We start from the raw sequence: 16,079 nt of genomic DNA on the forward strand, positions 1-16,079 counted from the left end.
CACTCCTTTGAAGTTTCTAAATATTTATGCTACATCTGCATGAATATCAGTTTTATATAATCGCTCCATTTTTTTTGCAACATAATAAATGACCGCACTAATCACTAACGAGTTAATAGACGGTATACCTATTGTAATAAAATAACCAGCTAATCCTCCGCATCCCCAGGCTAAAATCGTAGGCCAGCCAAGTTTCTCGGTATTTGCAGGTAATTGGCCCTTCTGGCGACTTTCGTCTAGTATTTTCCTATGTGTCTTTAAAATGAAATAGTCAATAACCATAATTCCCGCAACAGGTGGAACAAGTATCCCAAGTAAAACGAGAAAATCAGTGAAACGTTCTAGTATCCCTAATACAGATAATAGCGTCCCAATAATACCAATAAGTAACGTAACCATTCCACGATTTAATTGAATTCGAAATAATGAGTCAAAAATATTAGTAAAACCGAGGGATGATGAGTACAAGTTTAAATTATTGATTTTAACTGTGGAAAGGACCACAACCAAAACCCCTAACCAGCCAACTGTTGTCATCATAATATTAGCTACATCATTTGTTCTTGCTGCTAAAGCCATTAAGACAGCAATCATATTAATCCCTAACTCTCCAACTAATAATCCGATGGTAGTCATCCAGAAAACATCTTTTCCACTCTTAGCAAACCTACTAAAATCCGGGGTAATCACGGCACCTATGATAAATCCACCCGCAACCATCGTCGCAGCAACGCCAATTGATAAAGGCTCACCTGCTGGCTGTGTTGCTAGTAAATCAGAAAAACTCTGTCCTTTTAGTGTTTGATAAATTCCTATACTGACAGCTATTAGAAATAAAGGTACAGTGATAGAAGCAATAATACTTAAAAGTTTAAAACCGAAAATAACCAAAATTGTTACGCCAATTCCTGTTAATGTTGCTGCTAAGGGTAAAGAAATCGCTCCATTTGTAGATTGTACAATTCCTTCAGCGAACACGGAATTTTGTACTCCAAACCAACCAATACAAGAAATAGCTATAACTGCACCAATTATACTCGAACCATGGCGCCCAAACCCTGTCCACCTAGCTAGAAGGCTTGTAGATAACCCTTCTTTCGCGCCTGCATACCCTAAAAGGAAACCAACCACTTGAAGAATCACACTACCTAGAAACGTAGCCCAAAATGCCTGCCAGAAAGTCATACCGTATCCTAAAGATGCTCCTAAAATAAATTGTGAAATGGTTGCTAATGCCCCGACACGAATGATCGTAATACTCCACAGTGATTGCCTAGCCTCCTGAGGCACCCTTGTTAATGAATAATCGTCCCCAATAGTAGAATGATTTGCCAACGTCCTATCCCTCCATTCAATTCGTATTCATCACTCTTTGTTTACTTGGCGGCTTCATATAAGTAATGCGACTTTGCTTCACTCCCATGCTTATTGTTGCTTCTAATAATTTAGTTGCAGCAAAGCCAGGATCTACAACTGGAATGTCATAGCCTTTTTCAGTTAGCTTCATTTGGAGTTCGCTAGCTACCCCCATAAATCCAGTACAGCCCAAAATTAGTGCTTCTGCTTGGTCTTCTTTAATCGCTTTTAACATTTCGTCTAAAAGGGCACTCTTTAACTTCTCTTTCTCATGTACTTCTAAAACGGGGATGTTTACATAACGAATAGAGGCAAGATTATGATAAACACCTGTTACTTTACTAATGTTACTAATCATTGAAACGACATTGGGGAGAACAGTTACAACAGAGAAACGTTTTGCCAGTGTGCTTGTAAACAGCATAGAAGCCTCGCAAGGGCCTATCACTGGAATATCAACGACCTCTCTAGCTGGCTTCACTCCTGGATCTCCAAAACAATTACTAATCACACCGTCGTACCCGTCTGCTTCCGCTTGTTTTACTTTTTCGATAAAATCAGGTACACATAAGGCTTCATCGTACTCACTTTCTATTGAAGCAGGCCCGTAATCTAGGTTTGTTACATCAATGGTTGTTTGAGGATAGGAAAATCCAGTAAATTCTTTTTTCATTTCATCCATAAATGTGTCTGAGATAATAGGTGCAATCACTTTAATTTTCATATTTCGCCCTCTCTTTTTTAAAATAAGATTATAAATCACCAAATGCCATTATTTTCAAACGAAACATTTCACCTTTTAAATAATCGAATGGAAATTCCTCCACTCTATTAATTTTGATCGTTTCAGGTTTTGCTCCTTTATGAATTAACTCTTTAATTACTCTCTCTTTCTCTCTTTCTACAATTTCTTCTTTTGTGCGATCATTTAGCCAAAAAACTTTGTCTAGACTTGAGCTTAGAGGAGCATAACAAGCCCCTACCGCATTACATATTTGATAACCTACAGGCTGGATAGCTTTATCAAATTTAGTGAAAATATTATTTAGAAGTAAAGGACTTCCACCCCCAACTAGAACGAGTGGGATGTATTGATCTTTAGGTTGTAATTGTCTGATTTTTTCTCTTATCCTGCTTGATACCGTATTTACTACTTTTAAACAATCTTCTGTTGAAATACCTTCTAGATTTTCATATTTAATGTGTTTATCCTTGAATGAATGAGGAAAGATTTTTAAAAACGAGTCGGATATTGTCCATTGCTCTCCTCCCCATGCAAGCCCATCTTTTGTTATATCACTTGCAATTGTATCTTCAATTAATAAATTCCCTTTATGAGTATTGACCAAATTGCCTCCACCTGTTGAAAGTGAATGTACTTTTGGAAGCCTAACATTTACTGGTATATCCAATACTTTTACAGGCCCTTCTTCTGTTTGTGGATGACCATGACTTACCATACCAATATCAATTGTGCTGCCTCCAACATCAATCGCTATGAAGTTCTTTAAACCAGTAAGTTTGGAAGCGCCGCGTAAACTATTAGTTATGCCAGAACCGATTGTGAAAATAGGTAACTTAATCGCTTCTTCTACTTTCATCAATGATCCATCATTTTGGGTTATCCAATAAGGGCAATGCAGACCTAAGTTTTTTAAGATATCATTAATGGAGCTTAAAGCATCCTTCATCACAAATGACAACATTGAGTTAAGCAAAGAGGCATTCTCACGATCTAAAAAGCCTATACTTCCTATTTCATTAGATACAGTGACAGAAAGAGAAGGCATATGAGAGGCGATCACTTTTTTTAAGTTATTTTCTTCATCCTCATAAAAGGAAGAAAAGGCGCCTACTATACATACAGCATCTACTTTTGCTTTTTCTATTTCCTTCATTATCTTCAATACACTTTCATGATCGATTTCATAATGAGGTATTTGCCTTGTAAAATCATATCTTGTTTCTAAATGAAACTCTTTTATAATGTATTTACTTAAATGACTTGGCCAAAATAAACCTGGTTTGATTTTCGATGGTTTCTTAGTTAAGCGAATCAAAGCTGTCTTGGCTAAATTTTTTGGATAATACAATTCATTTAGTACATGTGTAGTGCCTAAGAAGACCCCTTTTATCGATTCTGACTTTACATTGGCCTCATTTAATACTACTTTTGCGGTTTTATAGATGGTTTCTCCCAAGTTACTTGTCGTCAATTGCTTTGACCAGGCCTTTATATTGTCTGATTCATCAATGATAACTGCATCAGTATTTGTTCCACCTACATCAATTCCTAACCTCATTGGTCTTCCTCTTTCTTTAATAGTTGATAGGATTCTTTCATGTGTATGAGTGTTAACATATCTGTAGTATGCAATATGTTAGGAGCAGGTATAACTAAAACTATGACTGATTGAGCCTTTTGAATGTCTACAACACTGATTGGTTCAAGTGAATCTATATGGAGAAACACAATTAAATCTGGCACACGATAAATGTTTTCGCCATTATGAATGAAAAAAAATTCATTCATAAATTGGATTTCAATTTTCTGGTCATGTTGTTTTGTATAGCTTTCAATGAATAGTTTTCCAACAATCCCTTCATTTTCAAACCAACGAGAGACTTCTGTTACATATCCTTTAATCACAAAAGATAATTCTCCGTAGATAGAATTTTCAAATGCGTTCATTATTTGTCTTAATCGGGTCATTCCGTCGCCATAAGACGCAATAATTTTCCCTAAACGATAAGCTAAATAAAGTGTCCCTGACAACATGGAAGTTTTGATCTCATCTCCACTAGCACCATAGCCAACTAAGTGACTATGCCCTCCATTATTCTTAGCAAATGATTTCGCTTCATCTACTGCCTGATCGGAAGTGTATGAAGAAGGAATGAACTTCATATTTTCTTGCGTGACTAGTGAAAGAGGGGCAAGTGGAATACCATTTAAATGCAAAGTAGTCATATAAAGCTCTGGAAAGGCTCTTCCCATTCCATCTCCATCAATCACAGGAAGGTGCCGCTTTAGAGCAAGTAAAAGGGGAGCCAAAGCATTCACACCGCCTATTTCAATAGAAATGAGGGCATCTACATTTTTGTTAAATTCCTTTTCATATAAACTAAGTGCTGTTTCCACTTCTTCGCCTGTCGGTAAATCTTCATTAAAGAGGACTGTTGAACCCATAATTCCAATAGCAGTTACCCACCAATCATCCTTCACTTCATGAATGGGTATCACCTCTATCACATCATCGTCTTTCATCACAGACAAAATTAAAGCTTCAATTGATCTTGTATTACCACCACCTCCACAAGATAATATTCTTGCCCCAAGGGAAATGAATCGAATGTCTTCTTTAGTTATTTTCCAAGGCATTTCTTTATCTCCTTTCTTTACTAATTGCAAGTTCTGTACCAAAATTCAAAAAAATAAAATAATAACTTAAAAAACCACGAATCTCGTAACTTTATGTATCTAGATTAAACGTGAAAATCCTCTCAAGTGAGAGGATTTTTAAATATTTACTTGAGAATGATAATTGAGAAAAACAGGTTAAATACATTGATTTCTTATTTTTTCTCAACTTTTCTCTTTGTTTCTCAAATTACTTAATTCTTAATTTATTCAGTTTGCGGTATAAGGTTGGTAAACTTATATTCAAAGATTTTGCTACTCTTTTTTTACCCAAGGTATCCCTTCCGAATTCATCTAATAGTCGGAGGATTTCCTCTTTGTTTTCATTGGATTGTTTTCTATATAAACGCTTTTGATTTGGTTGTAATTGTATTTGAGATTGTATTTCATCTTTAAGATACGTTGGCAAACTTTTTTGAGTCACTAATTCACCGATTTCTAATTGAACAAAGTGGTGAACGACATTTTGTAACTCTCTAATATTGCCGCTCCAATTGTTTTTCAATAAAATCTCCAATACTTCTTTAGAAATTCTTTTCGGTTTTTTTCCAGCTTGTTTTGATAAGTTTTTCATAAAATATTCAATCAATATCGGGATATCCTCCCTTCTATCTCTTAAAGGTGGGATGACAATCGGTATAACATTTAAACGGTAATATAAATCTTTTCTGAACTTACCTACTTGAACCAATTGCTCCAAGTTTTGATGAGTAGCAGTAATGATTCTTACATCAACTGGGGTTGATTGATTATCACCTACTTTTTCTATTCTTCTTTCTTGAACAACCCTTAATAACTTCGCTTGAAGAGAAGGAGATAAATCACCAATCTCATCTAAAAAAAGCGTACCGCCATTTGCGAGCTCAAAGCGCCCAACCCTTGTGGTATGTGAACCAGTAAATGCACCTTTTACATGGCCAAATAATTCACTTTCTAATAATGATTCCGGTATGGCCGCACAATTTAGTGCAATAAATGGCCTTTTACTTCGATTGCTTCCATGGTGAATAGCTTGGGCAAAAATTTCCTTTCCCGTACCACTTTCACCTCTTAATAGAATAGATGAGTCACTATTAGCTACTCTCTGTGCTTTTTCAATCGTTTTTTGAATACTATGACTAGTCCCTTTAATTTGTTGAAAAGTATAGAGCGTTTGTTTAGCAATCGGTTTTTTCACAGTTCCTTTATCCATTAATATTTGTATTAAATAGGAGATTGTTACATCATTTGATTTGATTGTTCTTAAAGAAACCGTAGCTTTTCCTTTGTTCACTAATAATTCAACCTCTTCAATGACTTTATCCTTTTTGAGTCTTTCCCAATCTTTACTGTACATTAAAGTCGAAATATTTAAGCCTACTACATTTAATCTTTCCTCATTAATAGATGAGAATGTTTGACTGGTCGTTTCAATGATGTCTTCTTTGTTAATTAGGACAAATACATCGCTTGTAGTTTGTAAAAAGATTTGCAGTTCATCTAACGTTTCATGATAAAGACGTTCTAGTTCTAGACTTTGTAATTTTATTTCGATCGTCGATTTACATAAGTCCAATTGAGAGTCAATGAGTTCTAATGTTTCATATCGCTGTTCATTTTTCATACCATTTTGAATAACAAGATATGCCACTATTTGATCCGCTATCCTAATTGGGGTCATACTTATTTCTTCATCTGGGTATTCAGTTAATGTACATAAGTCAGTACAAATGCTACATGATTCTTTAAATAATTGTCCAATATGGTTCCTCGTTTTCCGGAGTTTTTCTTCAATAAGGACACTAAAGGTTGAATTCTCCCTATCACAATTCTCAAAATAGATATGTATCTTACAAGAATAGTGGCGAAAGAACCTTATAGCAATTGTCGTTATTTCACTTTTGTATAATTCAGATAACAACAGGATCACCACTTTTACTGAGATTAAAGTTATTATAACAAATAATCTAGATTTCCCATTGGTATATTGACGCATTTAGATCAATGTTACTTTAAATGATCTTATGAAAAATAAACCTTAGTTTAAATAATTCCATTCATATAAAGGTGAATTAAGGTCGCGCCTCCCAAGGCTTAAGTGTGCCAATGATGGTGAAATCCCTCTCTGATTGCATACTGTCAATTGTACCAGCTGATATTTCTTCGTGTGTGAGCCACCTGGAAGATGTTCCGTTATATTTGAAGCCTAGTTGGATGATTTTAAGCTTACATTGGTCTTGGTAGTTTTGTTGGGAGGATTTGATACTTTCGATGTCTGAACTGCTGCCTTTTACAAGATAGAGTGTCCAAGGTTCATTTTGTAATTGCTCTATTTGTTTGTTCATTATAGGAATAGCGTTGGGGGCTGTATTGTGAATCCATGCTAAAACAGTGTGAATGGGACCGCCATCTTTGTGAGCAAGGGTAATCTCTTCAATAAGTTTGTCAGTATCTGTGTAATCTAAAAGGCGATAAGTTGTATTTGAATGCTCTAGGGATTTGCTCTTTCTTCCATAGATTCTTGTTTGAGTCGTGCGATCAATTAACCATTTTGTTGTTTCCTTTAACATACCTGTTCCTCCAAAAATGAGCGTATGTCCAAAGTTTTTCATACTGCTTCTCCCTCCTTCTAATTAGCTGCGATGTTACTGCGAGCGCATACATAAAACTTCCATTTATCAGCGATTAAACCCTCTTTTTCACAAAATTTCATTGAAGAATTTTGACGGTTTAAAGAACTTGCTTCTTGTATTGGAAATATTTCTTTTCTAATTTTGCAGAAGTTGCAAAGATATATTGGTAGCTTTGCTGAATAAGTTGAATTAAATCATTTAGTTGCACATTCGATTCATTCACTACTTCTTCTCTCATCTCTTTAAGTGATTGATGAAAGCCTTTAATGTCTTCATATTCCATAATGTCATAGAGTGTTTCCATATCTTCATATGATGTATAGATGAACCGTTTCATTAGTTCGTGTAATCTTTTTGCTTTCAGATGGTAATCAATGTCTAAATTAAAAACATTAGAGTATAGTAATGCTTCATTAGCAATCTCTTTATATTTAGGTTCAATCTTCGTCGTTATTAAAAGTAGTTTTGAGGTGGCGGTTGAGAGAAAGATTTCCTTATCACGATGCCAAATGGTTACTCTAACACCGTAGAAGGTAATCATTCCGCCAATAATCGCTCCAACAAATCCGATCAAACCAGCTATAATGGTCAAGTCCCATTCAAACATGATATGTAAACAAGCCCCTAGAATCAATGTAATACATAATAGTAATAGAGTAATGATGATTGATTATTAAGAAGCTGTTTTCCTTTTGATGAATCATTGCCTTCCCCACCTATTTAAAAGGATTATTAAGAAAGATTATATTAATCAAAGGCTAATACTTTCCATTTTAGTTACTTTCATTTACAATAAAAGATAAATAGTCAGATTTTTCTATCTTTATTTTATGACCTCTATTAACTGATAATACCTTTTACTGATTTATTTTCATTTACATATTAATTTTATCAATTTCATTTGCGTTTTCTCATATCCTCCTTCTCTTTTTACTATTTTACAAGAATAAAAGGACCCTAATATTCCATTATTTATCCTCTTAGAATATAATTTTCTCGTAAATTTCATCTTTTCCCTTTACTTTTTTTATTATATTTTATTATAATCATTATATAATAATTATTATTATCTGAGATTGATTAGTAGATGATGATAATTACCTCACTTCACAATAAAGGAGAATCAGTATGAGCGAAAATAATATTATTTCTGAAGCAAACCATTCAGGCGGAGGTGGCTGCCCTTTTCATCATGGAAGTGTAACGAAGCAGCAATCTGAAGCAACGACTAACAAAGATTGGTGGCCCAATCAATTAAACTTAAATATTCTTCACCAACATGATAAAAAGTCTAATCCAATGGGTGAAGATTTCGATTATACTGAAGAATTTACTAAACTAGATTACTATGCTTTAAAGCAAGATCTTCATAAATTAATGACGGATAGCCAAGATTGGTGGCCAGCAGACTTCGGTCATTACGGACCACAGTTTATTCGTATGGCTTGGCATTCTGCAGGTACTTACCGTACAGGTGATGGCCGCGGGGGTGGCGGTACAGGTTCACAACGGTTTGCCCCTCTTAATAGTTGGGCAGACAATGCCAACATTGATAAATCTCGTCGTCTTTTATGGCCTATTAAACAAAAGTACGGTAACAAAATTTCTTGGGCAGATCTCATTCTATTAGCAGGAAACGTTGCCATCGAATCGATGGGTGGTAAAACATTTGGTTTCGGTGGTGGCCGAGCAGATATTTGGCACCCTGAAGAAGATGTATACTGGGGTAATGAAAAAGAAATGCTTGGTGATAACCGCTACTCAGGAGATCGTGAATTGGAAAATCCTTTAGCGGCTGTACAAATGGGTCTGATTTATGTGAACCCTGAAGGTCCAAATGGGAAACCAGATCCTGTAGCAAGTGGTAAAGATATTCGGGAAACATTTGCACGTATGGGTATGAATGATGAAGAAACAGTTGCCCTTGTTGCAGGTGGACATACTTTCGGTAAAGCACATGGTGCTGGAGATGCTGCGCAAGTTGGCCCAGAACCAGAAGCAGCGCCAATTGAAGCGCAAGGACTTGGTTGGATCAGCTCACATGGTAGTGGTAAAGGTCGTGACACAATTACAAGTGGAATTGAAGGTGCATGGACTGCAAACCCTACTCAGTGGGATAACGGTTTCTTCGAACAATTATTTGGATATGAGTGGGAATTAACAAAAAGCCCTGCCGGTGCGTATCAATGGCAAGCAGTAGGTCAAGATGAAGCACATATGGCGCCTGATGCCGCAGATAGCTCTGTCCGTGTAAAAACAATGATGACAACTGCTGATATGGCGCTACGTATGGACCCTGCTTATGAGAAGATCTCTCGTAGGTTCTATGAGAATCCAGAAGAATTCGCCGATGCTTTTGCACGTGCTTGGTTTAAACTTCTGCACCGTGATATGGGTCCACGTGATCGTTATTTAGGCCCAGAAGTACCAGAAGAAGAATTAGTATGGCAAGACCCCATCCCTAGAGTAGACTATGAACTAACAGATGCTGAAGTGTCTGAGTTAAAAGCCAAAATTTTAGATTCAGGTTTATCAATAAGTGAGCTTGTTACAACTGCATGGGCATCAGCTAGTACATTCCGTGGTTCTGACAATCGTGGAGGTGCAAATGGTGCGCGAATCCGTTTTGCTCCACAGAAGGACTGGGAAGTGAATCAACCTGAACAACTTTCTAAAGTACTTCATACATTAGAAGGTTTACAAGCTGGATTAAATAAAAAAGTCAGCTTAGCTGATTTAATTGTACTTGGTGGTAGTGCGGCGATTGAACAAGCAGCAAAAAATGCTGGTTTTGACGTCACTGTTCCATTCTCAGCAGGTCGTGGAGATGCCACAGAAGATCAGACGGATGTAGAAAACTTCGAAGTATTAGAACCAATTGCTGATGGTTTCCGTAATTATCAAAAGCAAGAGTACAGTGTAGCTTCTGAGGAGTTATTGGTAGATAAAGCACAACTACTAAACTTAACTGCTCCTGAAATGACTGTGTTAATTGGCGGTATGCGTGTATTAGGTACAAATCATGGTGGCACAAGCCATGGCGTATTTACTGAAAATGTAGGCACACTATCCAATGATTTCTTTACGAACTTACTTGATATGAGTGTAGAATGGAAACCAGTTCAAGGCGGTATTTTTGAAGGCCGTAATCGCCAAACAGGTGAAGTTGTTCGTACCGCTTCAAGAGTGGACTTAGTATTTGGTTCTAACTCTGTATTACGTTCGATCGCTGAAGTATATGCACAAGAAGATAATAAAGAGAAATTTGTTAAAGACTTTATCTCCGCTTGGGTTAAAGTAATGAATGCCGATCGTTTTGATTTAAAAATCAAGGATGCCGTATTAAGCAAGTAATATTATTCTAAAAAGAAACGCCGCTACTTATGTAGACGGCGTTCTTCTTATTTGCTTCTGCGTGCGGCTTGTTGCACTGGGTCCCATACCCCGTTGAAAGGTGGCGCATACGATAAATCTAAATCCATTAAGTCATCGATAGACATTTGATTGTATAACGCAGTGGCAAGAACGTCTATTCGCTTATCTACCCCGTACTCTCCAATTATTTGTCCCCCAAGTAATGTGCGATATTTCTTATGGTATAAAAGTTTAACCTTCATTCTTTTTGCATCTGGGTAATACCCAGCAATATCGTGAGCGTCTGTTACGACAAACTCGTAAGGAATATTTAGTTCTTTAGCTTCCTTTTCAGAAATACCTGTTCTTCCTAATGTTAAGTTAAAAAATTTAATGACAGATGATCCTACGATTCCTTTAAACGGCTTAGGAATTCCTAATAGGCTCAGACCTGCAATTTGTCCCTGTTTATTTGCGTGTGTGCCCAAAGGAATATGATCATCTAACGCTTTAATTCGATGATATTGCGTAGCACAATCTCCTGCTGCATATACATCTTTTATACTGGTTTGCATATAATTGTTCACCCGTATTGCCCCGTGCTGACTGAGTGAAATATCTTTTTTTTTGAGAAATGCTACGTTTGGCTTGACACCAATTGCCACTAAGACAAGATTTGTCTTGTATGACCCTTTATCAGTCGTAATGCTTTCGACAAAAGCCTTTCCTGAAAAGGATTGAACTTCTTCACCTAATTTTAAAGTTACTTGATGCTCTTTAGCCTTTTGATGGATTAGCTGTGCCATATCTTCATCAAAAATGGTAGCAAGTTGTTTATTCCGCTCGATAATGGTTACCCTTTTCCCTAACCTCACAAAGCTTTCAGCCATTTCCAAACCAATGTATCCACCACCAATAATCGTCACATGTTTAATCGTTCGATTATTCATTTCCTGGATTATTTCATTTGCGTCAGGTATGGTTTTTAAAGTGAATATTCCTGGAAGATCAATCCCCTCCCAATCAGGCATAACAGGACTAACTCCAGTGGCAATCAATAATTTATCGTATGTAAGTTGAAATGGTTGTTGATCAATATAGTTATATCCCTCAACGATTTTCGTATCTGTATTAATATTAGAGACTTCATGTTGTACTTTGGCATCAATTCCATATTTCTCGCGGAAAGTTGTTACAGAACGGGCAATTAAGTCTTCTTTTTGAGGAATTACCCCACTAATATAATAGGGAAGACCACATTGTCCATAAGAATAAATCGTTCCTTTTTCTAATACAGTAATTTCGTGATTTTCCTTGCTGTTGCGAATGATTTGCATCGCTGCACTCATCCCGGCAGCATCGCCACCAATAATAATTATTTTCATCTTTCATTCCTCCCTTCACTAGTTTTGCTCAACAATGTGTTTTTCACACAATGATTCGTTTATTACCTACAATTAAACGATTGAACGAAGTTAAATGAGGGTTAACGTTATCGTTTCTTATCCTCTTCCAGCACTTGTGAATTTCTTAATTGAATACCCTTTAGTTCATTTTAAGAAACCATAATGATTGCTTGAGTAATTTATACTCATTGATGGGGCCCAGTAGCAAAACGCAAACTTGTTCACTTATATCATCAGAAATGCTAACAAACGCTAACATTGGTTCTGATGTAAGCTATGCTCATCCTCTTAACCACATTCTTTTACTATCTTACAAAATTGCTTGGCATTAATGTCGATACAGGGATGTCTTTATGTTTCACTTTTCATTTCCTTTTTTAGCCTGCTTCCTTATCTAAATAACAATAGATAGTTCTACGAAGAAATCCCCCCATTTAAGCAACATCCTTTATAGGGAGGCCGTTTGCCAAATTTGTTTTCTGCATTACTATTTCTTCCTTTCTAATTTTACTGATTTTCAGCCTCATCTACCTCTAACCTTCGCTGCTATCCTTCAGCTTGCTGAATGTTCTTGAATAAGGTTTCGTTCCGGAGAGATTCCTCAAATCCTTTTCTTTACTCTTTTAATCCACTCATTTGTCAGTTAAGATTTCTTCACAACCATGACTTTTTAAAGCTCTATTGCAAGTCCAACTTCTGAAGACCAGTTGATAGACAAGCTAACTATTTTCATAGAGAACCATCATTTCTAATTATTCCTAAAAATAATTGTACCATAACTTGATGCAATGGTATTAAGGAAACATAGATTTATTAACAGAGTTAATGTGAATTATTTGCAATAAAATATAGAAAACTAGATTACAAAATATTTTCTACAGAAAAAGATGACTTTCCGGACTGAACTCAATAATAAAATAATCTTCTATTTGTATATTTCATTTTCTCTTTTCGGTAATTTATCTCTCTTTATATGAATGAACAAAACCCCAAATAGCGTTAAGATTCATCCTATAACAGAAACGGTAGTCGGTACCTCTCCAAGCCAAACCCAAGCGATCACAAATGTAAGAGCTGGTGTTAAGTAAAGGGAGCTTGTCGCCTCTGAAGCTCCTACCCGAGATGTTACATAAACTAATGCAAGATAAGGAATAACCGTAGGAAAGAGACCTAAGTACAAAAATGCTATAGGGAGGATCTTATTATTTCCTGACCCAGTCCCGGGAGATAGAAAAGCATAAAAAATGTACCTGCCAAATCGTATATGTAGTAAAAGCAAGAAATCCATACTTTATTAAATACCGCTTTTGAAAAACGAAGTATAAACTTTCTGAAAAGGATGCTAAGATAATCATTCGTGAATTAGTAAAGTGTTAATAAAAAATCCTCTTCCAATAGAAAATTGGTTGAGGATTTTTGTTTACGCTTCCTGTTCTGTTGATTATTGAAAAAATGATGAAGTCTTTATGAGGGTATTTTCCTCAATCTTTTTATAACATTTACAATTAAACAGATTCTGGTGTTGCTATTATTGTTATTGTTCCATTTCAAGTAGGTTGAGATCAAATGATATCTTTTTCGACCATTGTCAATACAATCTGGACTGAATTCCAAGCAGCCCCTTTTAATAAATTATCTGATACAATCCAGAGGTGGAAACCATATGGATTGTCAGGGTCTTTTCGAACTCTTCCAACAAACGTTTCTGTTTTTCCGACCGCGTAAATAGGCATTGGATATAGTTGATTACTTGGAGAATCCTGCAAAACAACGCCCGGTGCCGAAGATAATACTTCTCTCATTTCATCAACAGTTGCTACTCGTTCTAATTCAATATAAACAGATTCAGAGTGTCCTGTTACAACTGGCACTCTGACACAAGTGGCAGCCATTTTTAGGTTAGAATCTTCGAATATCTTCTTGGTTTCTTGAATTATCTTTACCTCTTCAAAGGTGTAATCATTTTCAGTAAATACATCTACTTGCGGGATTACATTATAAGCAATTGGATAATGTTTCTTATCTTTTTTTGCAGGCATTATAGAAGCGGTAGCCTCTTCACCCGCGAGTAAACTCATTGATTGATCTTTTAACTCATTGATGGCATGTATTCCAGTTCCTGATACAGCTTGATATGTAGAGACAATAATTCTTTCTAAACCAAATAATCTTCTAATTGGCTGAAGTGCTGTCACCATTTGTAAAGCAGAACAATTGGGTACTGCAATAATCCCCTTGTGTCTAATAAGAGTATGTGCATTCACTTCTGGAACAACAAGTGGGACTTCACTTGACATACGATATTCGCTAGTATTATCAATCACCACTGCGCCACTTTCGACCGCGAATCTTACTAATTGTCTGGAAACTTCTCCGCCAGCACTAAAAAATGCAATATCAACATCCTTAAAGCTTGCTTCATCCGCTTCCTTAATGATGATTTCTTGACCTTTAAAAGAAATTTTCTTACCAGCAGATCGCTTCGATGAAAGAAGAGTGATTTCGTTTATATTAAATTCAGTTATTTGCTCCAGTAAGTTAATAATTTTCTGGCCAACTGTACCAGTAGCACCCACAACAGCGATATGATAGCTCTTTTTCCTCATATTATTCTCCTCCGTTAATTAATTTTAAGAAGTGGAATAGGTCCATTTTTTTATTCCTACTTTTACTATAATGGAAGAGTTATTATTTGATAAATTGAAATATATGATATAATCATTCATAAATTATGATACTAAAAAGAGGTTTAGCTATGGAAATGAGACATGTTAAGACTTTCTGTGCTGTTGTTAAATATGGTGGATTCTCAAAAGCAGCGCGTGAATTAGATTATGCACAATCCACTGTAACAACGCATATTAAAGCTTTGGAGAACGACTTACAATCTCCACTTTTCGATCGGTTAGGGAAAAAAGTACTTTTAACAAAATCAGGGCATCATTTTCATCCTTATGCGTTAGAGTTACTTGCGATTTACGAAAAAGCACAAGAAATCCCAAAAGATAGCAACCATCCTGAAGGTACGCTTACGATTACTGCGAATGAATCTTTAGCTGTTTATCGATTACCAAATATCCTACAAAAATATAAACAGATAAATCCTAAAGTGAATATTGTTCTTGAGACGGGAACAAATGAACAAGCAATTAAGAAGCTGAGAGATGGAGAAACAGATATCATTTTTTTGATTGGACAATCAATGGAGTACGATGAGCTCATTACGACTCCTTTGTTTGATGAGACCTTAGGTTGGGTTTTACCGGCTGACTTAGCTTCATGTGAAAATCCATTAAAGATATTAAAGGATTATCAGTTTATCTATACAGAGAGAAATTGTGGGTACAGATCCATGGTGGATAATTACATACGTATGAGTGGACAGATGCCTGACAGAACATTTGAAAGTTCAAGTATTGAAGTTATTAAACAATCAGTTTTGTGTGGGTTGGGCCTTGCTATTCTTCCTTATATTGTTGTGAAAGAAAATTGTAACAATAACGAATTAATCTTTAAGCCAATTGAAGCATCACAACTTATTAAAAGTAATGTGATTTATCATAAATCCAGATGGATCTCTCCAGTACTACAATCTTTTCTTAGTATATTAGAAAAGTAGAGCAATTTAATGTATGATTAAATACTATTATTTTTTCAAACATTTAGTAACGATTTTTAAAGAGCCTTACTATGTATAAAATGTAGTAGGGCTCTTTAAAATCGTTAAATTAAATAACCAAAATCGACTTTTTTAATATCAAATTTGCTTAGCGTATGTTTTCCGCGTATTGCTACCAGGCCCCCTTGATTTGGATGAGACCAATGTCCTCTAATATATAATGAACTCGTACTCAAAAAAATCAGTAATATGATAATAATTAGCCCAATCTACTTCAGAGTATGTAAAATTACTCTCATCTATAATCACTA

The 16,079-nt window shown here is 35.8% G+C and carries 11 protein-coding genes and 1 pseudogene; 2 read left to right on the forward strand and 10 right to left on the reverse strand.

The features are described 5' to 3' along the window. Positions 1-24: 24 nt before the first annotated feature. The 7 genes from MKX83_RS12015 to MKX83_RS12045 all read right to left on the reverse strand — a co-directional run bounded on the left by MKX83_RS12015 (position 25) and on the right by MKX83_RS12045 (position 7,996). Entirely contained in the window at positions 25-1,335 is a 1,311-nt protein-coding gene (locus MKX83_RS12015) for a purine-cytosine permease family protein (RefSeq protein WP_341055509.1), read from the reverse strand. Between the two features lie 16 nt (positions 1,336-1,351). After that, positions 1,352-2,080 (reverse strand): aspartate/glutamate racemase family protein, encoded by a 729-nt coding sequence (locus tag MKX83_RS12020; RefSeq protein WP_095373692.1) that lies wholly within the window; start codon positions 2,078-2,080, stop codon positions 1,352-1,354. Positions 2,081-2,108: 28 nt separating this feature from the next. Beyond that, a complete protein-coding gene (locus MKX83_RS12025; protein WP_095373310.1) occupies positions 2,109-3,659 on the reverse strand; it encodes a hydantoinase/oxoprolinase N-terminal domain-containing protein in 1,551 nt (516 codons plus the stop codon). After that, positions 3,656-4,738, reverse strand: a complete 1,083-nt coding sequence (locus MKX83_RS12030; protein WP_341055512.1) for a DUF917 domain-containing protein — start codon at positions 4,736-4,738, stop codon at positions 3,656-3,658. Before MKX83_RS12030 ends, MKX83_RS12025 begins: the two co-directional genes overlap by 4 nt. Positions 4,739-4,967: 229 nt before the next feature. Then, a complete protein-coding gene (locus MKX83_RS12035; RefSeq protein ID WP_157733987.1) occupies positions 4,968-6,677 on the reverse strand; it encodes a sigma-54 interaction domain-containing protein in 1,710 nt (569 codons plus the stop codon). A gap of 151 nt (positions 6,678-6,828) precedes the next feature. After that, on the reverse strand, positions 6,829-7,368 hold the full coding sequence (locus MKX83_RS12040; RefSeq protein WP_322909320.1) for a short-chain dehydrogenase: 540 nt from the start codon (positions 7,366-7,368) through the stop codon (positions 6,829-6,831). A 118-nt stretch (positions 7,369-7,486) separates the two neighbouring features. Then, a complete protein-coding gene (locus tag MKX83_RS12045) occupies positions 7,487-7,996 on the reverse strand; it encodes a hypothetical protein (protein WP_341055515.1) in 510 nt (169 codons plus the stop codon). A 521-nt stretch (positions 7,997-8,517) separates the two neighbouring features. Between MKX83_RS12045 and katG the strand changes: the two genes are divergently transcribed. Then, entirely contained in the window at positions 8,518-10,743 is a 2,226-nt protein-coding gene (gene katG / locus MKX83_RS12050; RefSeq protein ID WP_341055518.1) for a catalase/peroxidase HPI, read from the forward strand. 47 nt (positions 10,744-10,790) lie between these two features. Here katG and MKX83_RS12055 read toward each other — a convergent pair whose 3' ends face one another. The 3 genes and pseudogenes from MKX83_RS12055 to MKX83_RS12065 all read right to left on the reverse strand — a co-directional run bounded on the left by MKX83_RS12055 (position 10,791) and on the right by MKX83_RS12065 (position 14,755). Continuing rightward, entirely contained in the window at positions 10,791-12,128 is a 1,338-nt protein-coding gene (locus MKX83_RS12055; RefSeq protein ID WP_341055520.1) for an FAD-dependent oxidoreductase, read from the reverse strand. 946 nt (positions 12,129-13,074) lie between these two features. Next, a pseudogene (locus MKX83_RS12060) lies at positions 13,075-13,504 on the reverse strand (DMT family transporter); the annotation flags it as partial. A 207-nt stretch (positions 13,505-13,711) separates the two neighbouring features. After that, complete coding sequence (locus tag MKX83_RS12065; protein ID WP_341055522.1) at positions 13,712-14,755, reverse strand: aspartate-semialdehyde dehydrogenase; 1,044 nt, start codon at positions 14,753-14,755, stop codon at positions 13,712-13,714. A 125-nt stretch (positions 14,756-14,880) separates the two neighbouring features. On the opposite strand from MKX83_RS12065, the gene MKX83_RS12070 reads away from it, so the two are divergent. Then, complete coding sequence (locus MKX83_RS12070) at positions 14,881-15,768, forward strand: LysR family transcriptional regulator (RefSeq protein ID WP_095373302.1); 888 nt, start codon at positions 14,881-14,883, stop codon at positions 15,766-15,768. Positions 15,769-16,079: the final 311 nt, after the last annotated feature.

This window comes from Cytobacillus sp. FSL M8-0252, assembly GCF_038007345.1.
Taxonomy (GTDB): Bacteria; Bacillota; Bacilli; order Bacillales; family Cytobacillaceae; genus Cytobacillus; species Cytobacillus kochii.